The following is a 24130-nucleotide window of genomic DNA, read 5'->3' as shown; positions in this document are numbered from 1 at the left end:
TCACTGTCCCACCTGTCTGCCCGACGAGTGCACCGGGCACGCCGTCCGGGCCGGGCAGCGGTCGCAGTCCACGTTCTCCCTGGCCGTGTAGTCCGGGCCGACGCTGGAGCCCGCCGCGTCCTGCACGGCCTCCAGCCAGACCAGGACGCCCTGCTCGTCCAGCGGGGCCTGGGAGCGTTCGACGGCGCCGGTCTTCTTGTCCTCCTTGGCGACGTACAGCAGCCGCGCGCCGCCGGGCTCGGTGCCCAGGCCGAGGTGGGTGAAGCCGCCGAGGGAGGTGGCGAGCTGGTAGACGGCGAGCTGGGGGTGGGCCTGGGCGTCGTCCTTGGAGACGGGCTGCTTGCCGGTCTTCAGGTCCACGACCACCGGGCGGCCCTCGTCGTCGGTCTCCAGGCGGTCCACGCGGCCCCGGACCTTCAGCCAGGGCCCGCCTTCCTGCTTGGGGACGTCGACGAGCATCTCCTCCTCCACGGCCACCTGCGTGAGCTGCGTGCGGCTGGAGGTGAGCCAGTCGAGGAAGGTGTCCAGCATCTTCTCGACCCGGATGCGCTCCCGCCGGGAGAACCAGGGGGCGCCCGCGTCGACCGCGTTCCAGGCCTCGTCGAGCTTGACGCGCAGCTCCTTCTCGTCCGCGCCGCTGGCCGCCGCCTGCGCGAGGGCGTGGACGAGAGTGCCGGTGATGGAGGCGAGTTCGGCCGGGTCCTGGCCGCCGTGGCGCTCGACCACCCAGCGCAGCGGGCACTTGGCCAACACCTCGATGGTGGACGGCGAGACGCTGACGGTGTGGTCCTCCGTCCACAGTGGAACGCCGGTGGTCACGTCCGGCAGGCCGTACCAGGAGTCCGGGTGCGCTCCCGGCACGCCCGCTTCGGCCAGGCGCGCGAGTTGGACGGCCGCGCGTTGGCGGCGCTCGGGTTCGGTGTCGTCGTCGCAGAGGACGCGCCGGAGTTCGCCCACCAGCTCGGCCAGGACGAGACCGCGTTCCGGGGTGAAGGTCGGGCGTTCGACGGCGTCGGTGGTGAGGTCGTCGAGTTCGTCGAGGAAGCGGGAGGGTTGTTCGTCCTCACCTCGGACGGCGCTGACCATGAGGGTGCGGCGGGCTCGGCTGGCCGCCACGAGCAGGAGCCGTCGCTCCTCGGCCAGCAGCGGGGCCACGGCCGACACCTTGTCCGCCGGGTCCATGCCGCCGACGAGGTCGACGAGCCGTTCCACGCCGAGGATCGAGCCGCGGAGCCGGAGGTCCGGCCAACTCCCCTCCTGCACGCCGGGGATGGCGACGACCGTCCACTCGCGACCGGCCGAGCCGTGCGCGGTGAGGACGGACACGGCTTCGCCGACCGGAGCGGACGCGGCGAGGGAGTCGCCCGCGATCTGCTGCGCCGCCAGGTAGTCGGCGAACCCCTCCACGGTGGAGCCGGGGAGGCGGTCCACGTACTTCGCCGCCGCTTCGAACAGGCCGACGATCGCGTCCAGGTCGCGGTCCGCCTGCATGCCGGGGGTGCCCCGGCGGGACGACTGCGCCACCCAGCGGGACTCCAGGTGGCAGTTCTGCCAGAGGTTCCAGAGGACCACCTCGACGCTGCGGTGGGCGGCGATGTCCTTGCGGGCCTCGGTGATGAGTCCGGCGATCCGCCGGGCCGGGGCCGCCTCGGCGTCCTCCAGCGCGGCCAGGCGGTCGTTGGACTCGATGACCTCCACCAGGAGTTCACCGCTAGGACGGTCGCCACCCGCCGCCATCTCCAGACGGCGGAGGCCGCGGCGCAGGCGACGCAGGGCCAACGGGTCCGCGCCGCCGAGCGCCGACGAGAGCAGCATCGCGGCGGTGTCCTCGTCGAGGGTGCCGGGAGCGGCGGCGCAGCGCAGGACGGCCAGCAGCGGGCGGACCGCGGGCTGCTGCGCCAGCGGGAGTTCGTCGCCGGGGACGGCCACCGGGACGCCCGCCGCGAGCAGGGCGCGTTGCAGGACGGGGAGCGACCTGGTCGCCGAGCGGGCGATCACGGCCATCTCCGACCACGGGACCTCGTCGATCAGGTGCGCGCGGCGGAGCTGGTCGGCCACCCAGCTCGCCTCCTGGGCCGCGGACGCCAGCAGGCGGACCTGGACGGTGCCCTCGCCCTTCGTGCCCAGGACCTCACGGGCAGGCGACCGGCCGGGCAGGCGGGCGGCCAAGCCGTGCACGGCGGCCCGGACCTCGGGGGTCATCCGGTGGCCCTGGGTCAGGACGACCGTGGCGCGGTCCTCGGGGTCGGCGTCGGCGAGGAGGTCGGGGTCCGCGCCGCGGAACGAGAAGACGGCCTGGTCCGGGTCGCCCGCGAGGAGGAACTCGTGAGCCGTGTCGCCGATCCGCCTGAGGAGTTCGAACTGCTGGGGGTCGAGGTGCTGGGCGTCGTCGACGAACAGGTGGCGGACCCGGCGGCGTTCGGCCTCCAGGAGTTCGGGGTCGGCGTGGAAGGCGAGGAGGGCGCTGTCGACGAGTTCGGCGGCGTCCAGGGCGGGGGCGAGGTTCGGGGAGGAGTCGCCGCCCATGAGGAGCAGGACCTCCTCGTACTGCCTGCCGAACAGGCCCGCGGCGATCCACTCGTCGCGGCCCTGGGCGTAGCCGAGTTCCAGGAGGTCCTCCGGGCCGAGGCCGCGTTCGGTGGCGCGGAGGAGGAGGTCGCGGAGTTCGGCGGTGAAGCCGGGGAGGCCGATGGCGGGGCGGAGGCGTTCGGGCCACTTGAGGGCGCCGTCTTCGATGTCGCCCGCGAGGAGTTCCCTCACCAGGGCGTCCTGTTCCGGGCCGGAGAGGAGGCGGGGTGGGGGGTCGCCCGCGAGGACGGCTTGGGAGCGGAGGACGGCGAAGGCGTAGGAGTGGACCGTGCGGACGAGGGGTTCCCGGACGGTGCGGAGGGTGGTGTCGGTGGGGTTCGCCTCGGTGAGGAGGCGGGTGATCCTGGCTCGCATGGTGACCGCGGCTTGGCGGTTGGCGGTGAGGACGAGGATGTTCTCGGGGTCCGCGCCTTGGGTGAGGACCCTTTGGGCTGCTACTTCGGCGAGGAGGGTGGTCTTGCCGGTGCCTGGGCCTCCTAGGACGCGGAGGAAGCCGGAGGGGTGGGAGAAGACCTTGCGGGCGGGGTCGTCCCACTCCGGGCGGGGGCTGGTCTCGGGGGACCGGCGCACCAGCAAGGGGGAAGAGTTGGCGACCACGGGAATGATGGAACCACGTTGCACCGACAAGACGAGGGAGCACCCGCCAGGTGGCCCAGCGTAGTTTTGGGTTCACGTGGGGTGAGGGGGCTTGGGGTCCTGCTCCCGGAATGTTGGAAGGGTCTGGGCTGCGGCATCGTTGGAAGGGTGTTGGCGACGGCCGGCTTGACTTGGGGCCCCTAGATTTGAGCCTTGGTCGGGCCAAAACGGCAGGTGGAGAAGCCGGAAGCCCGACTAATTTTAAGGCTCAAATCCCCCAAGTAAAGCCGGCCTCTCAACAGCAGGCGTGCGCCGGTAGGCAGTCATACAGCAGGTGTGTGCTCGGTCAGGCAGTCACACAGCAGGTGTGGTCAGCCGGTGTAGCCCGCGAAGATTTTTGAGAACTGGTAGGCGGTTTGCGGGACGTTGGTGCAGTTGACGAGGCTGCCGTTGCAGGCGTTGCGGTCGCGGGTCATTTCCCAGAACGAGAGCATGCCCAGGTGTACCGACTTGGCGAAGGTGACGAGTTGGGTGGCGTCCGAGGTGTAGAAGATTTCGTTGCGGGAGTCGTTGACTCCGAGCATCGGGGTGACGCCGATCTTCTTCCAGGCTGCGGCGTCCGAGAGGCCGTAGAGGGTCTTGATCTGGGCCTGGGTTGATTTCGCGGCCTTGATGGCCTGGTCGCCCTGGTCCTTGGGGCCCGCATAGTAGTCCATGGCCATGATGTTGACCAGGTCCAGGGTGACGCCTGCTGTCTTCGCTGCCTTGACGACGTTGAGGCCGTTGGCGTCCAAGCCTTCCGGCAGTACCGGCAGGGTGAGGGAGATCTTCAGACCTGGGTTGCGTTGTTGGACGATCGCCAAGGCTTGGGAGCGGCGGGTGACCGAGGTGGGGTCGGCTACTGCCGCGCCCTCGATGTCGAGGTCGATGTAGTTCAGCTTGTAGGCCTTGACGACGGCGTCGTACTCGTTCGCGAGGGTGGTGACCGTGGTGCAGTTCTGGGCCAGCTCGATGCCGCTCGCGCCGCCGAAGGAGACCTTGACGTCGCCGCCCGCCGCGCGGATCTTCGCGATCTCCTCGGCCTGCCAGCCGGTGCGCGGGTCGTAGGCGCCGAACCAGCTCGCCTTGCAGCCCCAGGCGGTGACGAAGCCGAGGGTGAAGCTCTTGAGGTTGCCCTTGGTCGCCATGTCCGACAGGGACGGGGTGGGCCAGGCGCCCATGTCGACGTAGGGCGCGACGGTGACGGTGGCCGCCGCGTTGGCGGGGGTGGCGAAGGCGAGCAGGGAGCCCGCGGCTGCGAGCAGGGACAGCAGTTTGCGAGAACGGGGGGACATGTCAGGGACCTCCGTTGGCCACGGGCGGCGGCTCCTATTGGTATAGACCACAGAGCGGTGCGGGCGCCAGGGATTCCGGAGGGGAATTTGGGAACCTTCTTGACAGTGGGAGTGGTCTAGGCCATTTTGGTGTTCGTGACGGGCGGTGTGAGCCCGTTCACCACCACCAGAGCCCCTTCGGTGGCCGGGACGTGACCCCGACCCGGCCCGGTCACCGGAGTTCCAACTGCCACACTTGCGGTGTGGACGAGCAGCTGCACGAGTTGATCCGCGAGGTTGTCCGGAAGATCCCGAGCGGTCGGGTGGCGACCTACGGCGACGTGGCCGACCTGTCGCGCGCGCCGTCGCCCCGGCTGGTGGGGCAGGTGCTGAACATGGACGGCCACGACCTGCCGTGGCACCGGGTGTTGCGGGCCAACGGGACCTGCGCGCCGCACATCGCCGACGAGCAGCTCCAACGGCTGGCCGAGGAAGGTGTGCTGGCGGACGACGGGAAGGTCAACCTGCGGACCTACCGGTGGGAGGACGCGGTGAAGGCGAAGGAAGAGGAAGAGCCGCCGAGCCTGTTCTGACAAGCGAATGCCCCCTCCGCGGAGGGGGCATTCGATCAGACGCGGGCCTCGACGCGGGCGACCTCGGCGTGGACGTCGGGGTCGCCGGTGAGGGCAGCGGCCAGGCGCAGTTCGGGCAGGGCCTCGGTGTGCCTGCTCTGCCTGCTCAGCGTGCGGCCCAGCAGCAGCCGGGCGTAGCCGTCGCTGGGGTCGAGGTCGAGCAGGCTGCGCAGGACGCGCTCGGCGTTGCCGAGCGAGGCGGACTGGAAGTGCGCCAGCGCCAGCTCGGTCAGGACGGAACGGTCGGTGGGGACGGCTTCGGCCGCTTCCGCCAGGAAGCGCGCCGCCCTGCTCGGGTCGCCCGCCGCGCGGAATTCGCGGCCGTGACGAACGAGCTCGAACACGTCGGACATGTCGGACTCCTCCTCTGCCGTGTGTGGCTACGGTCGGATCAACCAGTTGACTGGTCAACCTATTCCTAGGCGACCTGGAGGAAGCAGCGCGCCTCGTAGTAGCGGAGCAGGACGGCGTCCACGACGCGGGTGTGCGCGCCGAGCGGGTCCGCCACGACGTCGGCCCCGGCGTCCGCCAGGCGTTGGTGGAACAGGCCGGGGGCCAGCAGCCAGGAGGCGATGGCGACCCGGCGGCCCTCGGCCTTCAGCGCCGCCACGGCTTCCGGGACGGTCGGGGACGCGGTGGCGAGGTAGCCGACCTCGGCGCTCACCGCGCGGGCGACGGCGGTGACGTCCGCCAGCGCGCGCGGGTCGGACGAGCCCGCCGCCGCGAGCACCACGGCGTCACCGGGCTGCCAGCCCGCCTCGCGGAGGCGTTCGCGGAGCACGGGGAGCAGGGCCGTGCCGATCGGCTCGGTCACCACGACGTCCGGGCGGCCGCTGGCCGTGATCTGCTGGGGCACGTCGACGCGCACGTGGTAGCCGGCCGCGAGGAACGCGGGCACCACGACCGCGGGACCGTCCACCCGGCCCAGAACCGTTGTGACGTCGGGTTGCCGCACGTCGGCGTAGGCGACCTCGACCGGCACGTCGCCGAGCCTGGCCCGCACCAGCGCGGCGATCTCCTCGATCACCGCGGCTCCGCGCGGGTCACGGGTTCCGTGCGCCACCACCACCAGCGTCACCGCCGGTCCCCTCTCCCTCAGACCGCGACACCGGACGGCTCCATGGCCATCCGGTAGCCGCGCTTGACCACGGTGCACACCATCCTGGGTTCGCCCAGCGCGGTGCGGAGCCTGCCGATCGCGGTCTCCACGGCGTGCTCCTCCCCGCCGCCGGGCAACGCGGCCAGCAGGTCCTTGCGGGACACGACCCGACCGCGAGCGCCGACCAGCGCGCGCAGCACGGCCATGGGCGCGGGGGCGACGGGTCGGAGTTCGCCGTCGACCACGACGGCCTGGCCGCGCAGCTCGATCTCGCGGGCCGCGATCCGCAGGCGGACGGCGCGTTCGGGCAGCGCCAGCGTCAGTTCCCGTGCCATGGCCCCGATCCTGGCGCGCACGGGCTGCACGACGGGGATGCCGAGGTCGACCATCGGGCCCGCGGTGATGGAGCCGACGCCGAGCACGAGGACGTCCCGGCGCAGCACGTCCACCAGCGCGGAGAAGCGGTCCGTGTCGCGGGCGACCTGGAGGACGCTCGCGGCGGCCGGGGCGCTGGTGAACGTCAGCGCGTCCACCTGCCTGGCCAGCACGGCGTCCAGCAACCGGTGCAGCGGGCCGGGATCGGCGGGGCCGGTCCACCGGTAGACGGGCACCTCCACGACCTCGGCACCGGCTTCGCGCAGCGTGCGGACGAAGTAGGGCAACGGTTCCCCGTGCAGCTGCACCGCGATGCGCTGTCCGTCCACACCGGACCGGAGGAGGTGTTCGAGGAGCTCGGCGTTGCTCTCGGAGTCCGGCGACCAGGCCTCGGTGAGGCCCGCGGCGCGGACCGCGCCCTTGGCCTTCGGGCCGCGGGACAGGAGCCTGGTGCGGCTCAGGCAGTCCAGCAGCCGTGCGCCGAGGCCCCAGCCCTCGGCGGCCTCGATCCAGCCGCGGAAGCCGATGCCGGTCGTGGCGACCACGACGTCGACCGGCTCGGTGACCAGGCGGCGGGTCGCGGCGAGCAGTTCGGCGTCGTCCGGGAGCGGCACGATGCGGATGGCGGGGGCCTGGATCACCGTGGCGCCCTTGCGCTCCAGCAGGGCGGCCAGCTCGTCGGCGCGTCTCGCCGCGGTGACGCCGACGGTGTAGCCGGCCAGCGGGGCGACGTCGAGGGAGATCACGGTGACCCCACCTGCACGACGCCGTCGAGCACCCGGACGGGGTGGACCGCGAGCGAGACGGTCGGGTCGTCCAGGCAGGCGCCGGTCCGCAGGTCGAACGACTGCTTGTAGATCGGCGACGCCACCACCGGCACTCCCCCGCGATCGCCCACGATGCCGCGCGACAGCACCGCCGCGCCGCTGAACGGGTCGACGTTGGCGACGGCGTGCAGGCCGCCGTCGAACGTGCGGAACACCGCCACCTGCGTGGCGTCCGGCAGGAGGACCGCCACCCCGGCCTCCGGCTGGAGCGCGTCCCACGCGCACACCGCCGTCCACGTCAGGTCGACCACCGCGGTCATCTGCCCACCACCTCCGGTATGCCCAGCGCCACCGGAACCCGCTGCCCCCGTTCCTCCCGGAAGGAGATCGTGGGGTCCGGGGTGCCGGGGGCGTTGACGAACGAGCTGAAGCGGGAGAGCTTCTCGGGGTCCTCGAGCACGCCGCGCCACTCGTCGGCGTAGTTCGCCACGTGCACGGCCATGGCGGCTTCGAGGTCCGCGCAGATGCCCAGGCTGTCGTCCACGACGACGGAGCGCAGGTGGTCGAGGCCGCCGTCCATGGCCTCGATCCAGGAAGCGGTGCGCTGCAAGCGGTCGGCGGTGCGCACGTAGAACATCAGGAACCGGTCGACGTAGCGGACCAGGGTCTCGGTGTCCACGTCGGTCGCGAGCAGGTCGGCGTGCCGGGGCGTGAAGCCACCGTTGCCGCCGACGTAGAGGTTCCAGCCGTTCTCGGTGGCGATGATCCCGAAGTCCTTGCTGCGGGCCTCGGCGCACTCGCGGGCGCAGCCGGACACCGCGGACTTGATCTTGTGCGGGGCGCGCAGGCCGCGGTAGCGCAGCTCCAGCTCGATGGCGAGGCCGACCGAGTCCTGCACGCCGAACCGGCACCACGTCGTGCCGACGCACGACTTGATCGTCCGCAACGCCTTCCCGTACGCGTGACCGGACTCGAACCCGGCGTCCACCAGGCGTTTCCAGATCGCCGGGAGCTGGTCCACGGTCGCGCCGAACAGGTCGATCCGCTGGCCGCCGGTGATCTTCGTGTACAGGCCGTAGTCCCGTGCGACCTCGCCGATGACGATCAGCTTCTCGGCGGTGATCTCGCCGCCGGGGATGCGCGGGACGACGGAGTACGTGCCGTTGCGCTGGATGTTCGCCAGGAACCGGTCGTTGGTGTCCTGCAACGTCGCCTGCTCGCCGTCGAGCACGTGGCCGCGGTCGAGCGAAGCCAGGATGGAGGCGATGGCGGGCTTGCAGAGGTCGCACCCGCGGCCGCGGCCGTGCTTCGCGATGAGGGCGCTGAACGTCGTGATGCCCGCGGCGCGGACGATCTCGAACAGGTCGGCGCGCGAGTGGTCGAAGTGCTCGCACAGCGCGCGGGACTGCTCGACCCCGCACTCCTCCAGCAGCTTCTTCAGCATCGGCACGCACGACCCGCAGCCGGTGCCCGCCTTGGTGCACGCCTTGAGCGAGGGCACGTCCGAGCACTCGCCGGAGTGGATCACGTCGGTGATGTCCTGCTTGGTGACCGCGTGGCACGAGCACACCTGCGCGTCCGCGGGCAGCGCGAGTTCGACGCCGCCGGACGACGGGGCGATCAGCGTCACCGGGTCGCCGGGGATGGCGCGGCCGACCAGCGGGCGCAGCAACGGGTACGCGCCCGCGTCGCCCACGAGGACACCGCCCAGCAACGTCTTCGCGTCGTCCGACACGACGACCTTCGCGTACGTGCCCGCCACGGCGTCGTTGACCACGACCTCCAGCGCGCCCTCGGTGGCCGCGTGGGCGTCGCCGAAGCTGGCGACGTCGACGCCCATGAGCTTGAGCTTGGTGGAGGTGTCCGCGCCGGGGAACACCGCGCTGCCACCGAGGAGCCGGTCGGCGACGACGTCGGCCATCGCGTTGCCGGGCGCGATCAGCCCGTAGACCATCCCGCCCACGCACGCGCACTCGCCGATGGCGTAGACGTTCTCGTCGGACGTGCGGCAGTTGTCGTCCACGACGATCCCGCCGCGCGCGCCGACCTCCAGGCCGAACTCGCGGGCCAGGTCGTCGCGCGGCCGGATGCCCGCGGAGAACACGACGACGTCCAGGTCCAGTTCGAGCCCGGTGGAGAGCTTGGCGAACAGCCGGTCGCCGTCGCGTTCGATGGACGACGCCGAGGTGCCGGTGTGCACGGTCAGGTCCAGCTTCTCCACCAGCCGCTTCAGCAGCCCGGCCCCGCCCTCGTCGACCTGCAACGGCATCAGCCGCGGGCCGAGTTCGACGACGTGCGGGGAGAGTCCCATGCCGCGCAACGCGTTCGCGGCCTCCAGGCCGAGCAGTCCGCCGCCGAGCACCATGCCAGCGCGCCGCCCGCCGCCGTGCGCCTTGGCCACGGTGGCGCGGATGTCGTCCAGGTCCTCGATGGTGCGGTAGACGTGGCAGCCCGGCAGGTCGCGGCCGGGCACCGGCGGCACGAACGGGTACGAGCCCGTGGCCAGCACCAGCACGTCGTAGGGCTGCACGACGCCGCTCGCTGTGGTCACGGTCCGGCCCGCGCGGTCGAGGCTCCGCACAGGATCGCCCAACCGCAGGTCGACCTCCGGGTCGTGCGGCGCGAGCGCCAGGCCGTCGGCGTTCCAGCTGTCCACATAGGACGACAGCGCGACGCGGTCGTAGGCGGGGCGGTTCTCCTCGGCGAACACGACGATCCGCCACTGGCCGGTGGCGTCCCGGTCGCGCAGCGCCTGGACCAGGCGGTGTCCGACCATGCCGTGGCCGACCACGACGAGCGTTCGCGTCATGTGAACCAATCCTCCCTCCGCCCGGCCAATGCTCACCGGGAACCGTGTCGTGCCAGGTGCACGGGTGTTGCGCGGGCGTTAACGCGAACTCACACCGCACGTCAGGGCGTTGTGCGCGTCACACGCCCGCGTGCGCGAGGCTGGGCGTCCGCGCGAAGGCCCTGGTGCGCAGGTAGAACCACCACGTGGTGGCCACGCACAGGCCGTAGAACACCAGGATCGCGATCAGGGCGGGGGTCAGCGTGCCGCTGCCCTCCAGGGAGAACTTGAAGACCAGGTTCACCAGCACCCCGCCGAACGCGCCGATCGCCCCGGCGATGCCGACGACCGCGGCGGCCTGCCGCTTGGCCGAGCGCGCGTCGGCGTCCTGCGTGGCGAAGATCGCCGGGATCATCCGGTAGGTCGAGCCGTTGCCCGCGCCCGCCAGCACGAACAGGGCCATGAAGGAGCAGAAGAACAGCGGGAAGCTCTTGGTGTTCACGCTGAGCATCACGCCGACCGTGCCGAGCGCGAGGCCGACGAACGTGATGAGCGTGATGCGGGCCCCGCCGAAGCGGTCGGACAGCCAACCGCCGAGCGGACGCGCCACCGACCCGATCAGCGCGCCGAGGAACGCCAGCGACACGAACGACTTGAAGTCCACGAAGCTGATCTTGATCAGCGACGGGAAGGCGAACGAGAAGCCGATGAACGAGCCGAACGTGCCGATGTAGAGGAACGACATGACCCACGTGTGCTTGTTGGCCAGCGCCCGCTGGTAGGACACGCCGTCCGGCCTGGCCTGGGTGAGGCTGTCCATGAAGAACCACGCGCACGCCGTGGCCAGCACGACGAACGGCATCCAGATCAGCGCCGAGTACACGAGGTTGATACCGGTGCCGATGGTGATGACGACCGGGACGATCAGCTGCGTCACGGCGACGCCGAGGTTGCCGCCCGCCGCGTTCAACCCGAGCGCCAGGCCCTTCTTGCCCTCCGGGTAGAAGAACGAGATGTTCGCCATCGACGACGAGAAGTTGCCGCCGCCCAGGCCCATCGCGGCGGCGGTGAGCAGGAAGAACCAGAACGGCGTGCCGTCGGTGACGACCGCGAACGCCAGCATCGCGCACGGGATCAGCAGCAGGCCCGCGCTGATCGTCGTCCACAGCCGACCGCCGAACCTCGGCACCGCGAACGTGTACGGGACGCGCAGCGCCGCGCCGACCAGGTTGGGCACGATGAGCAGCCAGAACGTCTGGCCGACGCCGAACGCGTAGCCGACCGACCCGAGGCTCACCACGACCATGCTCATCAGCACCCACACGCTGAACCCGAGGTTCTCCGCCAGGATCGAGAACCCCAGGTTCTTGCGGGCGATCCGCTTCCCGGACCGCTCCCAGAACTCCGGGTCCTCCGGCTCCCACCGGTCGATCCACCGCCCGCCACGGGGCGGCGACGCGGGTTCGGCGACCTGGGTGTCCACGACTGTGCTCATGCGCTGACCTCCTGGAACGGCGTTGGGGAGACCGTAGGAACGGCCCGTTACCCCGGTGTTCGGACAGGTGTCGACAGCGGCAACTCCGCCGCACTCGTGGGATTTCAGGCTGTGAGGTCGAGCCAGTCGAGCAAGCCGCAGACCGCGTCCTTGCAGCCACCGCAGCCCGTGGTGGCCCTTGTCGAGTCGGCCAGAGCACTGACGGTCGAAGCGCCTTCGCGATAGGCGGTGACCAACTGGCCCTTGCTCACGGTGTTGCACTTGCAGATCACCGCGCTGGCGGGAAGGTCCGCCGGGCTGCTGGCGACCTCGGGGGTGAGTGCCCGCCCCAGCAACAACGCCAGCCGGTCCGTCGGTGCCGCCAGCCCCCGGTCGTACAGCTGGGTGATCGTCGCCGCCGCGTCCGGTGCGCCGATGAGGATCGCGCCCGTCACGAAGTCGTTGCGCAGCACCAGCTTCGCGTACCGGCCGCGCGCGGGGTCCTGGAAGCACAGGACCTCGTGGTCCGGGCAGTCCAGGTCCACGTGCACGTCACCGAGCGCGGCGAGGTCGATGTCGCGGGCCTTCAGCCGGGTCACGACGGTCGTGCCGCGGTACCGGGCCGCGGGGGCGACGCCGGTCAGCCGGTCGGCGAGCACGGCGGCCTGCTCCCACGCGGGCTGCACCAGCCCGGACACCGTGCCGACGTGCTGGGCGCAGTCGCCGATGGCGTGCACGCGGGGATCGCTGGTGCGCAAGGCGTCGTCGACCAGGACACCCCGGTCGCACCGGAGACCGGCGTCCGCGGCGATCCCGGTCGCCGCCCGCACCCCGGCCGACACCACCACGAGTTCGGCGGGCACCTGGCTGCCGTCGTCCAGCGCGAGCCCGTCGCCCGCCAGGTACTTCACCGCCAACGAGCCCAGGCGGAACTCGATCCCCAGCTCCCCCAACGCCCGCGCCAGCACCCGGCCCGCGCCCGCGTCGAGCTGCCGTTCCATCAGGTGCCCCACCGGGTGCACGACGGTGACCAGGCAGCCGCGGCCGGCCAGCCCGCGCGCGGCCTCCAGCCCGAGCAGTCCGCCGCCCAGCACGGCGACGGGCGTTCCGGGCCGGGCGGCGTCGACGATCCGCTCGCAGTCCTCCAGCGAGCGGAACGACACCACGCCCGGCGCGAGCGAGCCGTCCGGCTCCTGGAGACCCTCGGTGGGCGGGATCCACGACCGCGCGCCGGTCGCGAGCACCAGCGCGTCGTACGGCACCTCGCCGGACGAGGTCAGCACCACCCGCCGGGCGCGGTCGAACGCGGTGACCGCGACACCGAGCCGCAGGTCCACGCCGTGCTCGGCCGCCCAGTCCGGCCCGTGCAGCCGCACGGAGTCCGCCGTCATCGACCCGGCGACCACGCTCGACAGCAGCACCCGGTTGTAGGCCGGGTGCCGTTCCTCGCCGAGCACGGTCAGCGCCACGGTCGGATCGCGGCGCAGCACCTCGTCGGCGAACCTCGCCCCGGCCATGCCGTAGCCGACCACCACGACTCGTCTCACGCTGGCTCCAATCGCACGGCGCACACCTTGAACTCGGGCATCCGGCTGGTCGGGTCCAGCGCCGGGTTGGTCAGCAGGTTCGCGCGGCCCCGACCGGCGAAGTGGAACGGCAGGAACACCAGGTCGATCCGCAGCGACGGCACGCACCGGACGCGGGCCTCCATCCGGCCGCGCCGCGAGACCACGGCGGCCAGCGCGCCCTCGGCCAAGCCCGCGCGGGCGGCCGTGTCGGGGTGCACCTCGACGTACACCTCGGGGACGGCCTCCAGCAGCTCCGGCACGGCACGGGTCTGCGCGCCGGACTGGTAGTGCTGGAGCACCCGCCCGGTCGTGAGCTGCACGGGGTACTCGGCGTCGGTCGGCTCGGCCGGGCCGCGGTGGTCGACCGGGATGAACCGGGCCAGCCCGTCCGGGTGGGCGAAGCGGTCCAGGAACATCCGGGGCGAGCTGCCGTCACCGACCACCGGCCAGTACAGGGCTTCGCCGCTCGCGAGCCGGTCGTAGGTGACGCCGGAGTAGTCGGCCGCGCCACCCGCGGAGGCCCGGCGCAGTTCGGTGAACACGTCCTCCGGCTCGACCGGGAACCTCTCCGGGGGCTGCCCGAGCCGGATCGCCAGGCCCCGCAGCACGTCCAGGTCGCTCCGCACGCCCTCCGGCGGCTCGACGGCCCGCCGCCGCAGCAGGATCCGGCCTTCGAGGTTCGTCATCGTGCCGCTCTCCTCGGCCCACTGCGTCACCGGGAACACGACGTCGGCGAGCGCCGCGGTCTCGGACAGCACGAGGTCGGCCACGACCAGCAGGTCCAGGTCCGCCAGCCGGTCGGCGACGTGGGCCGAGCGCGGCGCGGACACCACGACGTTGCTGCCGAACACCAGCAGCGCCTTCGGCCCGGTCGGCGTGCCCAGCGCGTCCAGCAGCTCGTAGGCCGACCGACCGGGACCCGGCAGGTCGTCGGGGTCGATCCCCCACACGCCGCCGACGTGCGCGCGGGCGACCGGGTCGTCGATCTTGCGGTAGCCGGGCAGCTGGTCGGCCTTCTGGCCGTGCTCGCGCCCGCCCTGGCCGTTGCCCTGGCCGGTCAGGCAGCCGTAGCCGGAGCCGCGGATGCCGGGCAGGCCCAGCGCGAGGGCGAGGTTGATCCACGCCGACACGGCGTCCGAGCCGCTGGCGTGCTGCTCGGTGCCGCGCCCGGTGAGGACGTGGGCGTTGGTGGCGTCGGAGAGCAGGTGCACGGCCGCGCGCTGGTCCGCGACCGACACTCCCGTGACGCGCTCGACCCGTTCCGGCCACCAGCCCGCCGCGATCCGCCACGCCCCCTCGAACCCCGTCGTCCGCTCGACCAGGTAGTCCTTGTCCAGGTGGCCGTCCGCGACCACGACATGCAGGAGTCCCAGCGCCAGCGCCAGGTCCGTGCCGGGCGCGGGCTGGAGGTGCAGGGTGGCCAGCTCGGCGGTGGCCGTGCGGCGGGGGTCGACGACGATCAGGTTCGCGCGGCGCAGGTGCTGGACGAACGGCGGCATGGTCTCGGCCGGGTTCGACCCGACCAGCAGCACCGCGTCGGACTCGGCCAGGTCCTCGACCGGGAACGGCATCCCCCGGTCCAGCCCGAACGCCCGCATACCGCCCGCGGCGGCGCTCGACATGCAGAACCGGCCGTTGTAGTCGACCTGCGAGGTGGCCAGCGCGACCCGCGCGAACTTGCCCAGCGCGTACGCCTTCTCGTTCGTCAGCCCGCCGCCGCCGAACACGCCGACCGCGTCCGGCCCGTGCTCGGCCCGCAGCTCGCCGAGCACCGCCGCCACGTGGTCGAGCGCCTCGTCCCAGGTCGCGGGCTCCAGGACGCCGCACCGGCGGACCAGCGGCGTCGTCAGCCGGGCGGGCGACGTGAGCAGCGCGGCCGACGTCCAGCCCTTCTGGCACAGGCCGCCGCGGTTGGTCGGGAACTCCCGCGGCGACACCACGCCGTCCGTCAACGTCATCGCGCACTGGAGCGCGCAGTACGGGCAGTGCGTGCCGATCTTGGGCGAGTCAGTCACCCGGCCGACGCTAGGAACGCCCCGTTAACGCTGGAAGGCGGGATGTTTCGCCGACGCGAACATGCCTGCTCCCGGCCGGTGGCGGCGCGGTGAGGTCAGAGCAGCTCGGACACCAGGTGGACCGCGCGGTCCAGACCACCGAGCGACTGGCGGTTCGACCGGGGGTGCAGCGCGTGCACGGCGAGCCGGAACAGGGTCGCGCGCAGCAGCACCTGCGGCCAGTCCGGCAGGTGGCCCCAGCGCTCGACGATGCCCTTGTCGGCCCCGCCCCACGCCAGCGCGTCCACCACGATCACGCCCGCCGCCCACTCGGCGGGCCGCCAGTACGCGGTGAAGTCGATGATCGCGGGCGGCTGCGAGCCGGAGAACAGCACGTTGCCGAACAGGTCGCCGTGCACGACCTGCGGCTTCGCCGACACGGGCTTGCGCGACACGGACAGCACCTCGAACATCCGGCCGCCCAGCTCCGGATCGAGGTCGGGCTTCTCCTCGCCCCACGCGCACCGGTCCGCGACCGCGAACAGGTCCGTCCGCGAGCCGAGGAACCGCGGCTTCGGCAGGTCGGCCGTCGCGTGGTGCAGGCGCTCCGCCACGGCCACGACCTCGTCGTGCCGCGGCTCGGCCCGCCCGGACAGGTACTTCGTCGCGGCCCAGCCGCCGACCACGTACCGGCCGTCGGTCGACCGCAGCGGGCGGCCGATCCGCAGGTCCGGAACCGACAGCGCGTCGAGGGTCTTCGCCACCCAGGTGGCTTCGGCCGGGTTGGCCGCGGGGCGGATCGCCGCGTCCCCGCAGCGCCACACGGGTCCGCCGTCGATCAACTCCGGCTCGGCGTCCCGCGCGCCGAAGGCAGCGCGCACGTGCGACGGAGGCGGCTCCGGAGTGGGGGTCACGGTCCGGCACGCTACCTGTCCCCACCGCCCGAGTGGTGGAGGCCGGTGCCCGTCAGCGGCGTGCCACCGCTAGCGGGTGAACAGCACCGCCATCGCGACCAGCCCGAACCCGGTCACCGTGCACCACGCCACCAGCGCGACCGGCGACAACCCGCCGTCCTCACGGGCGCGCGCGAGGTCGTCGAGGCGGTCGTTGAACCGCTCCAGCGGGTAGACCGTCCAGTGCGCCAGCCGGTCCAGCATCCGCTCGTACACCGACCGGAGTCGCGCGAGGTTGGGTGCCACGCCGGAACCGTATCCCGAAGAGGGCCCTTGTCCGAATTCTCCGGTCTCCGGTACTGGCAACTGTCAATGCGCGGACGCGGTTGGTGATTTGCCGCCGGGATTCCTCCTTTTGACGGGTTGATAGATCTCGTGAGCCGCCTATTTTGGAAATCGAGCCTCGCGGCTTCCCTGCGTTTTCCCTGTTTGCGAGGAGACACCCTGTGTTCAAGAAAGCTTTCTTGGCCGTCGCGCTGACAGCGGCCGCCGTCCTGACCCCGTTCAGCGCCGTCCAGGCGTCGGCCCAGCCCGCCCCCATCCAGGCGGCGGCGGTGACCGTGTACTACAACACGAACAACGCCCCCACGTTCCGCAGCGTCATCCGCCAGGGTGCCGCCAACTGGAACGCCCGCGTGTCCAACGTGAAGCTGGTCGAGAACGCCTCCGCGGCGACCCTGACCTACTACGAGGGCAACGACTCCCGCGGCTCCTACGCCAGCTCCAACGGCCACGGCAGCGGGTACATCTTCATCGACTACACGCAGGCCAGGCAGTACAACCCCACCCGCATCGCGGCCCACGAGACCGGCCACGTGCTCGGTCTGCCGGACCACTACTCCGGGCCCTGCTCGGAGCTGATGTCCGGTGGCGGCCCCGGCACGTCGTGCACCGTCGCGGTGCCGAACGCGGCTGAGGTCTCCCGCGTGAACAGCCTCTGGGCGAACGGCAAGACCTCCGCCCCGACGGTCTGGACGACGACGATCTTCGACCCGACGCTGGCGGCTCTGGCCAGCTAGGTGCGGTGAAACCGCGTGGCGGCGACCTTCCTGCGGTCGCCGCCACGCGGTTCGCGCGTTCTCACCCGGCCAGCGCGCGGGCCAGCCAGTCGAACGTCGGGGCCAGGCTGTCCGGCCGCTGCCAGCCGTTGATCACCGCGAGCAGCCGGAGGTACCGCTCCCGGCGCGGGTCGCCCACGTCCGCCAGCCACGTCGCCAACCGGTCGGCGTCCAACCCGGTCGCCTCCTCGATCGCCGCCACGACCCGTGCCGCCTCCGGTGACCGCGGGTCCACGTCCAGTGCCACGTGGCGGTGGACCACGGCGGCCAGGTCGGGGCGCACGACGTCCGCCCGCCCCGAGGCGTGCTGTTCCAGCAGGCGTCTCATGATCCCGCGGAATTCCTCGTCCCGCGAAATCTCCGCCAATTCCACCCAAGCCTCGACTTGATCGGGTGTCGGGTCGTCCGGCAGTTCCGGTGTCAAGGTGCGGGCGATGCCGTCGAATTCACCGTTGACACCGTCGAATGCGCTGTCGAGGAATTCGACGATCAACCGCCGTCGTTGATCCTCGGTGAGGGTCGCGAGCTTGTTCATCAGATCCACTTCCTCCGGTCCCGCACCGCGTTTCGCCGCGGTCCTCAACACCGCCTGCCGCACCTTCAGCGTGCGGATGTGGACTTCCAGCGCGTCGGCGTGAGCGGTGATCGTGTCGGCCATGCTGGTTTCCCGGTTCAGCACACGGCGGATCGACGGCAGGTCCAGGCCCAGGTCCCGCAGGGTCCGCACCAGGTCCAGGCGGGCGGCCGCCACCGCGTCGTACACGCGGTGGCCCGCGGCGTTGCGGCCGGTCGCCGGGACGAGTCCGGTGTCGGCGTAGAACCTGACGGCCTTCACCGTCAGGCCGGTCCTGCGGGCCAGCTCGCCGATCGTGTGCATGGCCCCAGCTTCACCGCTCCCCCTGGGGGAGGCGCAAGCACGAAGAAGGCCGCCCCCTCGCGGGAGCGGCCTTCGTCAGAGCCGGTGTGCCTAGTAGGTCGGCAGGCTCGGGTCGACCTCGCGGGCCCAGGAGAGGACACCGCCGCCGACGTGCACGGCGTCGCTGAAACCCGCCTTGTGCAGCGCGGCGAGCGCCTCGGCGGACCGCGCGCCGGACTTGCAGTGCAGGACGATCTGCTTGTCCTGCGGCAGTTCGGCGAACGCCTCGCCCGAGAGGATGCGGTCCTTCGGGATCAGCACCGAGCCGGGGATCCGGACGATCTCGAACTCGTGCGGCTCGCGGACGTCCACGAGCAGGAAGTCGTCACCGGCGTCCTGCTTGTGCTTGAGCTCCAGCGGCGTGATGGTGTTGCCCGCCGCCGCTTCCTGCGCGTCCGTCGACACGACGCCGCAGAACGCGTCGTAGTCGATGAGCTCGGTGATCTTCGGGCTCTCCGGGTCCTTCCGGATCTTGATGGTCCGGTAGGTCATGTCGAGCGCGTCGTACACCATCAGCCGACCCAGCAGCGGGTCGCCGATACCGGTGAGCAGCTTGATCGCCTCGGTCACCATGATCGAGCCGATGGACGCGCACAGCACGCCCAGCACGCCGCCCTCGGCGCACGACGGCACCATGCCGGGCGGCGGCGGCTCGGGGTAGAGGTCGCGGTAGTTCAGACCCTGACCTCCGGGGGCGTCGTCCCAGAAGACGCTGACCTGGCCCTCGAACCGGAAGATCGAGCCCCACACGTAGGGCTTGCCCAGCAGCACCGCGGCGTCGTTGACCAGGTACCTGGTGGCGAAGTTGTCCGTGCCGTCCAGGATCAGGTCGTAGTCGCGGAAGATGTCGAGCGCGTTCTCCGAGTTCAGGTGCACCTGGTGCAGGTTGACCTTCACGAACGGGTTGATCTCGGCGATCGAGTCCCGCGCGGACTCGGCCTTCGGCTTGCCCACGTCGGACTGACCGTGGATGACCTGGCGCTGCAAGTTGGACTCGTCGACCGTGTCGAAGTCGACCACGCCCAACGTGCCCACACCGGCCGCGGCCAGGTAGAGCAGAGCGGGACTGCCAAGGCCACCCGCGCCGACGACCAGCACCTTCGCGTTCTTGAGGCGCTTCTGCCCGTCCACCCCGACATCCGGGATGATCAGGTGCCGGCTGTACCGCGCGACTTCTTCCTTGGTCAGCTCCGCTGCGGGCTCCACGAGCGGCGGAAGCGCCATCTGTCCTCCTCGACGAAACATGTCCTCGTAAATCGGACAACACCAGACTGCCCGTTCGTCTTCCCGCGTGGGAAGTCGTCCCAACCGGTGGACGCTGCTACTTCGGGGCGACCGGGAACGCGTTCGTCGTGCACGTCTTGCCGTCGGCGGGCACGACGCCCTTGTTGCTCGCGTCGACCTCGTTGAGCTGCGCGACGTAGTCGTTCGAGACGCCGAACGTCTGCTGCATCATCACCGGGGCCGGCGCCCCGGCCTCCTGGCACGCCTCGTGGCCGTGGCCGAGCGCGTGGCCGACCTCGTGGTTGATGGCGTACTGGCGGTAGGACGAGATGTCGTTGCTGAACGCCTTCGCGCCGCGCAGCCAGCGGGCCGTGTTGATGACGACCCGCTTGATGCTCGGGTCCCAGCACGACGACTCGTACTGGATCTGGAAGCCGCAGATCTGGTGCGTGGTGTTCGTGCTCGTGAGGCTGATCACGAAGTCGGCCTTGCTCGCGTCGCCGCCGTCGACCCGCTGCACCGCGACCTCGCCGGTGCCGACCCAACTGCGGTTGTCCGACAGGAACGCGTCGATCGTGCGGGCGAACGCGTCCTTGTCGCCGCCGTAGTCGCCGCCCTCGACGCCGTCCTCGATGGCGATGGCGTACTTGTACAGCCGCCCCGAGCCGACCTGCTGGGTCGTGCCGGGGATGACCTGCCACGTGCCCGCGCCGTTCTCGGAGTACTTGGGCCCGTCGGGCAGCACGGCGGTCGGGATGTTCAGGTCCAGCGGCGGCGGTGGTGTCTCGGACGCGGCGGGCTTGGTCGCGTTCACCGACGTGCGGTCCGCCTGCGGCTCGGCGCCGCTGCCGCTGCTGTCACCGGTGCCGATGCCCGCCGCGCCGATCTGGAACGACGAGGGGACCGTGCTGTCCAGCACGACCAGCAGCGTCAGCACGAGCAGCACGGGGACGGCGTAGACGCGCCAGCCGTAGTTCGACACGAGCCCCGCGACACCGGTGCGGCGCCTGCGCGGCCGGTACTCCTCGGCCTCGGCCGGGTCCGGTTCCCACGACGCCGCCAGCGGCTCCGCGCTGGTGCGGCGCGCGCCGCGGCGGTAGCGCTCCTCGGAGGGTTGCTGGGCCGACGGGCGAACGTCAGGGGACGGGTGGCGCCTGCCCGAGGGGCCACGGCCTCCCTGTGTCGTCCGGTTCACCGGGTCAGGGTCCCACATCCCCCGTTCGGTGGCCGGCACGCCGTCACCACGTCTGCTTCTCCACGGCGTCCCACATCCCGAGCATCGCCCGTGCGACGGACACCGGTCGCTCCATTTGGGCTACGTGACCGGTCCTCGGCAGCACGAGCAGTCTGCCGCGCGGCAATAGCCGGGCCGTCCTCGGCGCGCGCCGAACGCTGATCAACCGGTCCTCCGCGCCCCACACGACCAGCGACGGGGTCCGCACGAGCGGCAGCAGCTTCCACATCGACATCGGCCCGGACGTCACCCACATCCGGAACAGCGACAGCGTGCTCCCGTTGAGCGCCGCGTTCCCGTACGGCGTGCGGCCCATGTAGGCGCCTTCCTCCATGCTCTCCACGATCCGGTGCTCCGGCACCAGCGTCGGCTCGGCGAAGCACAGCCGCATCAGCTGGTCGGTCCGCTGCCGCGGGCTCAGCGCGTCCAGCTGCCGTTGGAAGGCGGGTCCCACGAACGGCAGCAGCGTGAACGGCAGCCGCGGGTCCGACACCCGCCGGAAGCTCGGCCGCAGGTCCGGCATCGCGGGCGACACCAGCGTCAGCGTGCGCACCAGCTCCGGCCGCACCGCCGCCACGACGAGCGACACCGCGCCGCCCATCGAGTTGCCCGCCAGGTGCACCGGGCCCCGCCCGAGCCCCTCCAGGTAGGCGATCACCGTGCGCGCGTGCGACACGATGCTGAAGTCGTACCCCTCGGCGGGTTCCGACCGCCCGAACCCCGGCAGGTCCGGCGAGAACCCGTCGGCGTACCCGGCGAGCTGCGTGGACAGGTCCGTCCAGTTCGTCGACGACCCGCCCAGCCCGTGCACGTACACGGCGGTGGTCCCGGTGTCGCCGGGCGTGTGCCGGACGTGCAGCCGGTGCCTCCCCACGGTCACGACCTCACCGGGGTAGGGGCGCACGGACGTGTCGAGCGGCGGCAGGCGCGCGGGGGACAGCGGCACGCGGGTCAGAGCCGTCCTGTCCACCTCCATCATGTCGGTCATCACTCCAGGATGCCTGGTCAGCCGCGCGGAGGACCAGAACGGGGGAAGCGCGCTTCACGAAAGAGGGCTACCAGCGAGTAAGGTTGCCGTCGGGCAGCAGGGCAGACCCCTTGTTGGCTCCGCGATGACCTGGCTGGAGGCACCATGACGGAGACGGCCCAGACTGCGGTTGGGCACCAGAGCAGCACCCCGGCCGGACGCGGAGTGCGGCTTCCGCGCACCGCCCGCCGGGCGCAACTGCTCGCCGCGGCACAGGACGTGTTCGTGACGAACGGCTACCACGCCGCCGCGATGGACGAGATCGCCGAACGCGCGGGCGTCAGCAAGCCCGTGCTGTACCAGCACTTCCCCGGCAAGCTCGAGCTCTACATGGCACTCCTCGAGTCCCATGTGGACGAGCTGGTCGCCAGGGTCCGCGGCGCGATCGAGTCGAGCACGGACAACAAGCTCCGCGTCCACGCGGCGGTGGAAGCCTTCTACGACTTCGTCGACGGCGAGGGCCAGGCGTTCCGCATGGTCTTCGAGTCGGACCTCCGCGGCGAACCGGCGGTCGCGAAGGCGGTCGAGCGGGCCACCACGGACAGCGTCGACGCCATCACCGACACCATCACCGCCGACGCGGGCCTGGACGAAGACCGCGCCCGCCTGCTGGCGACGGGCCTGGTGGGCCTGAGCCAGGTCACCGCCCGAGCGTGGCTGGCGGACGACCGCAAGGTCCCCAAGGAAGAAGCGGTCAACCTGATCTCCAACCTCGCCTGGCGGGGCATCGGCGGCGGCTTCCCCCTCCAGCACTGAACCGCCGCTCGGCACTCGGTTTTCGAGCGGGGACGGGGACTTCGTCGCCGCCCCCGCTCGACGGCCTCGCGTGGAGGGTCACACGAGGCGGGAGATCCTGTCGGCCACCTCGGCGGAGCGCTCCAAGGGGAGCATGTGCCCGGCTCCGGGGTAGACCACGAGTTCCGCTCCCGGCAACTCCTCGGCGATGGCGCGAGCGTGCCTGACCGGCGTCAGCAGGTCCGCCCCACCCGCCAACACCACGGCGGGCACCCCGGCCAACTCCGCCAGCGCCTTCACGCGGTCGTGCGCGGCGACCTCGCGGCGGAAGTCCACAAAGGCCCCACCGGTGCACCGGGAGATCATCCTGGAGGCCGCGAGGACGTCGCTCCAGGCGGCTCGACGGCCGAACAGCATCGCGCGCAACCCCAGGGGCATCACGCGGGCGAACCCGAGGACGGCCCGACGGCCCAGCCACCGGCCCGCCGCCTCCTCCAGCCGCCACACGGCGGGCAGCGCTCCCGCGGACGTCGCCACGAACACCGCGCCGCGCACCCGTTCGTACACCGCGGGGTGCCGCTCGGCGAGCGCCATCATCGTCATCCCGCCCATCGAGTGGCCGACGAGCACGATCTCCCCGTCCGGCACCTCGGCCGCCAGCACCTCGACGAGGTCGTCGGCGAGCTGGTCGAACGTCCGGACCGTCCCGCCGCCGGACAACCCGTGCCCCCGGTGGTCGTACCGCACAACCCGCCCCGGCAGAGCCGCGGCCACCCGGTCCCACGACGTCAGGTCCAACGTCCACGCGTGCAGCAACACCACCGTCACCGCGGACGGCGGACCGCTGACGACGACGTTCAACGACGTCCCATCAGCGACCTTCACGGCAGCAGGAACGAGCGTCGCCAAGCCTTCATCCCCGGCTTCCCCACCAGCCCGACCTCGTCCAGGAACTTCATGATCCGCTCCCCCGACCACCGGATCGTCTCCTGCCACGCGGGGTTCCCCAACGCCGCCCGGTGCGCCTCCGCGGCGTCCAACCCCACCGCCGCGTACGCCTTCGGGTTGATGATGCTGCGCGTGATGAACATGGCCACGGTCGCCAGCAGCCACCGCTGGTACGGCAACTCGGCCCGTGACACCGACTCCATCCCGCGCACCACCTCCTCCCGCGCGAACCGCACGTGCCGAGCCTCTTCCAGCACGTGGATCCGGTTCACCATCCGCACCAGCGGCTGCACCGACTCGTCGGCCATCGTCTCCCGCTGCAACCGGTCCAGCACTTCCTCGGCCACCAGGATCGACCCGTACAGCGCGGGCCCGTACCCGATCGTCGGCAGCAGCCGCCCCAGCCGGTGCACGTGGACCGGCGGTCCGTACGGCGGGCACCCGATGCGGTCCACCATGCGCGCGAACATCGTCGAGTGGCGGCACTCGTCGGCGATCTCGGTCAGCGCGTACTGGACGTGCATGGTCGTCGGGTCCGACCGGTAGACCTCCTTGAGCAGCATCTGCATCAGCAGGATCTCGAACCACAGCCCGACGCTCGCGATGCTCGCGACCTCGTGCTTGCTCAGCTCGATCCGCTGGTCCTCGCTCATCCGGTCCCACAGCGGCGTCCCGTACAGGGAGCAGCGGTGTTCCGGCGTGTACCGCAGGCCGTCGACCAAGGGCGCGGACCAGTCGATGTCCACCTCGGGGTCGTAGAACTTGTCTGCCGAGGAGTTGAGCAGCCGTTCCGCGGTCTTCTCGCGATCGGCGACCTTCAAGGGCCTCGTCATCAGGTCCTCCGCTGGGAGTAAGTGTTA

At 71.5% G+C, this 24130-nt stretch carries 21 protein-coding genes; 3 read left to right on the top strand and 18 right to left on the bottom strand.

All coding sequences use genetic code 11. The annotated features are described in order from the left end of the window. Entirely contained in the window at positions 1-3186 is a 3186-nt protein-coding gene (locus ACFWW9_RS11750) for an ATP-dependent helicase (protein WP_390374847.1), read from the bottom strand. A 350-nt stretch (positions 3187-3536) separates the two neighbouring features. Then, positions 3537-4499, bottom strand: a complete 963-nt coding sequence (locus ACFWW9_RS11745) for a chitinase (protein WP_390374844.1) — start codon at positions 4497-4499, stop codon at positions 3537-3539. Positions 4500-4741: 242 nt separating this feature from the next. On the opposite strand from ACFWW9_RS11745, the gene ACFWW9_RS11740 reads away from it, so the two are divergent. Next, the gene (locus ACFWW9_RS11740) at positions 4742-5071 is read left to right on the top strand and encodes an MGMT family protein (RefSeq protein WP_390374841.1); all 330 of its coding nucleotides are present in this window, start codon (positions 4742-4744) and stop codon (positions 5069-5071) included. A 35-nt stretch (positions 5072-5106) separates the two neighbouring features. Here ACFWW9_RS11740 and ACFWW9_RS11735 read toward each other — a convergent pair whose 3' ends face one another. From ACFWW9_RS11735 to ACFWW9_RS11690, 10 genes are all read right to left on the bottom strand, one after another. Beyond that, positions 5107-5463, bottom strand: a complete 357-nt coding sequence (locus tag ACFWW9_RS11735; protein ID WP_390374838.1) for a tetratricopeptide repeat protein — start codon at positions 5461-5463, stop codon at positions 5107-5109. A gap of 65 nt (positions 5464-5528) precedes the next feature. Continuing rightward, positions 5529-6188, bottom strand: coding sequence for a sirohydrochlorin chelatase (locus ACFWW9_RS11730; protein ID WP_390374836.1), 660 nt, complete (start codon positions 6186-6188; stop codon positions 5529-5531). A 17-nt stretch (positions 6189-6205) separates the two neighbouring features. After that, positions 6206-7330 carry a uroporphyrinogen-III synthase gene (locus tag ACFWW9_RS11725; RefSeq protein ID WP_390374833.1) on the bottom strand — a complete coding sequence of 375 codons (1125 nt, stop codon included), beginning with the start codon at positions 7328-7330 and terminating at the stop codon, positions 6206-6208. Further along, positions 7327-7671 (bottom strand): nitrite reductase small subunit NirD, encoded by a 345-nt coding sequence (gene nirD / locus ACFWW9_RS11720; RefSeq protein ID WP_390374831.1) that lies wholly within the window; start codon positions 7669-7671, stop codon positions 7327-7329. The genes ACFWW9_RS11725 and nirD overlap by 4 nt, the downstream gene beginning before the upstream one ends. Then, on the bottom strand, positions 7668-10160 hold the full coding sequence (nirB, locus tag ACFWW9_RS11715; RefSeq protein ID WP_390374828.1) for a nitrite reductase large subunit NirB: 2493 nt from the start codon (positions 10158-10160) through the stop codon (positions 7668-7670). The genes nirD and nirB overlap by 4 nt, the downstream gene beginning before the upstream one ends. 118 nt (positions 10161-10278) lie before the next feature. After that, entirely contained in the window at positions 10279-11634 is a 1356-nt protein-coding gene (locus ACFWW9_RS11710; protein ID WP_390374825.1) for an MFS transporter, read from the bottom strand. Between the two features lie 104 nt (positions 11635-11738). Next, complete coding sequence (locus tag ACFWW9_RS11705) at positions 11739-13160, bottom strand: FAD-dependent oxidoreductase (RefSeq protein ID WP_390374822.1); 1422 nt, start codon at positions 13158-13160, stop codon at positions 11739-11741. Next, the gene (locus ACFWW9_RS11700) at positions 13157-15139 is read right to left on the bottom strand and encodes a molybdopterin oxidoreductase family protein (protein WP_390374950.1); all 1983 of its coding nucleotides are present in this window, start codon (positions 15137-15139) and stop codon (positions 13157-13159) included. The genes ACFWW9_RS11705 and ACFWW9_RS11700 overlap by 4 nt, the downstream gene beginning before the upstream one ends. Before the next feature lie 152 nt (positions 15140-15291). Then, complete coding sequence (locus ACFWW9_RS11695; RefSeq protein ID WP_390374819.1) at positions 15292-16089, bottom strand: TIGR02569 family protein; 798 nt, start codon at positions 16087-16089, stop codon at positions 15292-15294. A 69-nt stretch (positions 16090-16158) separates the two neighbouring features. Beyond that, positions 16159-16374, bottom strand: a complete 216-nt coding sequence (locus ACFWW9_RS11690) for a hypothetical protein (protein WP_390374816.1) — start codon at positions 16372-16374, stop codon at positions 16159-16161. A 200-nt stretch (positions 16375-16574) separates the two neighbouring features. Between ACFWW9_RS11690 and ACFWW9_RS11685 the strand changes: the two genes are divergently transcribed. Next, entirely contained in the window at positions 16575-17147 is a 573-nt protein-coding gene (locus ACFWW9_RS11685; protein WP_390374813.1) for a snapalysin family zinc-dependent metalloprotease, read from the top strand. A 61-nt stretch (positions 17148-17208) separates the two neighbouring features. Here the strand turns inward: ACFWW9_RS11685 and ACFWW9_RS11680 are convergent, their stop codons facing one another. From ACFWW9_RS11680 to ACFWW9_RS11665, 4 genes are all read right to left on the bottom strand, one after another. Then, positions 17209-18063, bottom strand: a complete 855-nt coding sequence (locus ACFWW9_RS11680) for a MerR family transcriptional regulator (protein ID WP_390374810.1) — start codon at positions 18061-18063, stop codon at positions 17209-17211. Between the two features lie 90 nt (positions 18064-18153). Continuing rightward, on the bottom strand, positions 18154-19326 hold the full coding sequence (gene moeZ, locus ACFWW9_RS11675) for an adenylyltransferase/sulfurtransferase MoeZ (RefSeq protein WP_390374807.1): 1173 nt from the start codon (positions 19324-19326) through the stop codon (positions 18154-18156). Positions 19327-19423: 97 nt separating this feature from the next. Further along, positions 19424-20521, bottom strand: a complete 1098-nt coding sequence (locus ACFWW9_RS11670; protein ID WP_390374804.1) for a DUF3152 domain-containing protein — start codon at positions 20519-20521, stop codon at positions 19424-19426. A 43-nt stretch (positions 20522-20564) separates the two neighbouring features. Beyond that, entirely contained in the window at positions 20565-21548 is a 984-nt protein-coding gene (locus tag ACFWW9_RS11665; RefSeq protein WP_390374801.1) for an alpha/beta fold hydrolase, read from the bottom strand. Positions 21549-21692: 144 nt separating this feature from the next. On the opposite strand from ACFWW9_RS11665, the gene ACFWW9_RS11660 reads away from it, so the two are divergent. After that, the gene (locus tag ACFWW9_RS11660; RefSeq protein WP_390374798.1) at positions 21693-22343 is read left to right on the top strand and encodes a TetR/AcrR family transcriptional regulator; all 651 of its coding nucleotides are present in this window, start codon (positions 21693-21695) and stop codon (positions 22341-22343) included. Between the two features lie 78 nt (positions 22344-22421). Here ACFWW9_RS11660 and ACFWW9_RS11655 read toward each other — a convergent pair whose 3' ends face one another. Both ACFWW9_RS11655 and ACFWW9_RS11650 read right to left on the bottom strand, forming a co-directional pair. Next, positions 22422-23231 carry an alpha/beta fold hydrolase gene (locus tag ACFWW9_RS11655; protein ID WP_390374795.1) on the bottom strand — a complete coding sequence of 270 codons (810 nt, stop codon included), beginning with the start codon at positions 23229-23231 and terminating at the stop codon, positions 22422-22424. Next, a complete protein-coding gene (locus ACFWW9_RS11650; RefSeq protein WP_390374792.1) occupies positions 23204-24103 on the bottom strand; it encodes a diiron oxygenase in 900 nt (299 codons plus the stop codon). The genes ACFWW9_RS11655 and ACFWW9_RS11650 overlap by 28 nt, the downstream gene beginning before the upstream one ends. Between the last annotated feature and the right edge of the window lie 27 nt (positions 24104-24130).

This window comes from Umezawaea sp. NPDC059074 (assembly GCF_042738955.1).
GTDB lineage: Bacteria > Actinomycetota > Actinomycetes > Mycobacteriales > Pseudonocardiaceae > Umezawaea.
Note: the sequence above shows the minus strand (reverse complement) of the source record. Positions and strands in the feature narration are given on the sequence as shown.

What these genes read in the sequence shown, in the direction of transcription:
- nirB (WP_390374828.1), bottom strand. Translation starts at nt 10,160, where the DNA reads ATGACGCGAACGCTCGTCGTGGTCGGCCACGGCATGGTCGGACACCGC.
- ACFWW9_RS11680 (WP_390374810.1), bottom strand. Translation starts at nt 18,063, where the DNA reads ATGCACACGATCGGCGAGCTGGCCCGCAGGACCGGCCTGACGGTGAAG.
- ACFWW9_RS11650 (WP_390374792.1), bottom strand. Translation starts at nt 24,103, where the DNA reads ATGACGAGGCCCTTGAAGGTCGCCGATCGCGAGAAGACCGCGGAACGG.
- nirD (WP_390374831.1), bottom strand. Translation starts at nt 7,671, where the DNA reads ATGACCGCGGTGGTCGACCTGACGTGGACGGCGGTGTGCGCGTGGGAC.
- ACFWW9_RS11745 (WP_390374844.1), bottom strand. Translation starts at nt 4,499, where the DNA reads ATGTCCCCCCGTTCTCGCAAACTGCTGTCCCTGCTCGCAGCCGCGGGC.
- ACFWW9_RS11660 (WP_390374798.1), top strand. Translation starts at nt 21,693, where the DNA reads ATGACGGAGACGGCCCAGACTGCGGTTGGGCACCAGAGCAGCACCCCG.
- ACFWW9_RS11665 (WP_390374801.1), bottom strand. Translation starts at nt 21,548, where the DNA reads ATGACCGACATGATGGAGGTGGACAGGACGGCTCTGACCCGCGTGCCG.
- ACFWW9_RS11710 (WP_390374825.1), bottom strand. Translation starts at nt 11,634, where the DNA reads ATGAGCACAGTCGTGGACACCCAGGTCGCCGAACCCGCGTCGCCGCCC.
- ACFWW9_RS11735 (WP_390374838.1), bottom strand. Translation starts at nt 5,463, where the DNA reads ATGTCCGACGTGTTCGAGCTCGTTCGTCACGGCCGCGAATTCCGCGCG.
- moeZ (WP_390374807.1), bottom strand. Translation starts at nt 19,326, where the DNA reads ATGGCGCTTCCGCCGCTCGTGGAGCCCGCAGCGGAGCTGACCAAGGAA.
- ACFWW9_RS11700 (WP_390374950.1), bottom strand. Translation starts at nt 15,139, where the DNA reads ATGACGTTGACGGACGGCGTGGTGTCGCCGCGGGAGTTCCCGACCAAC.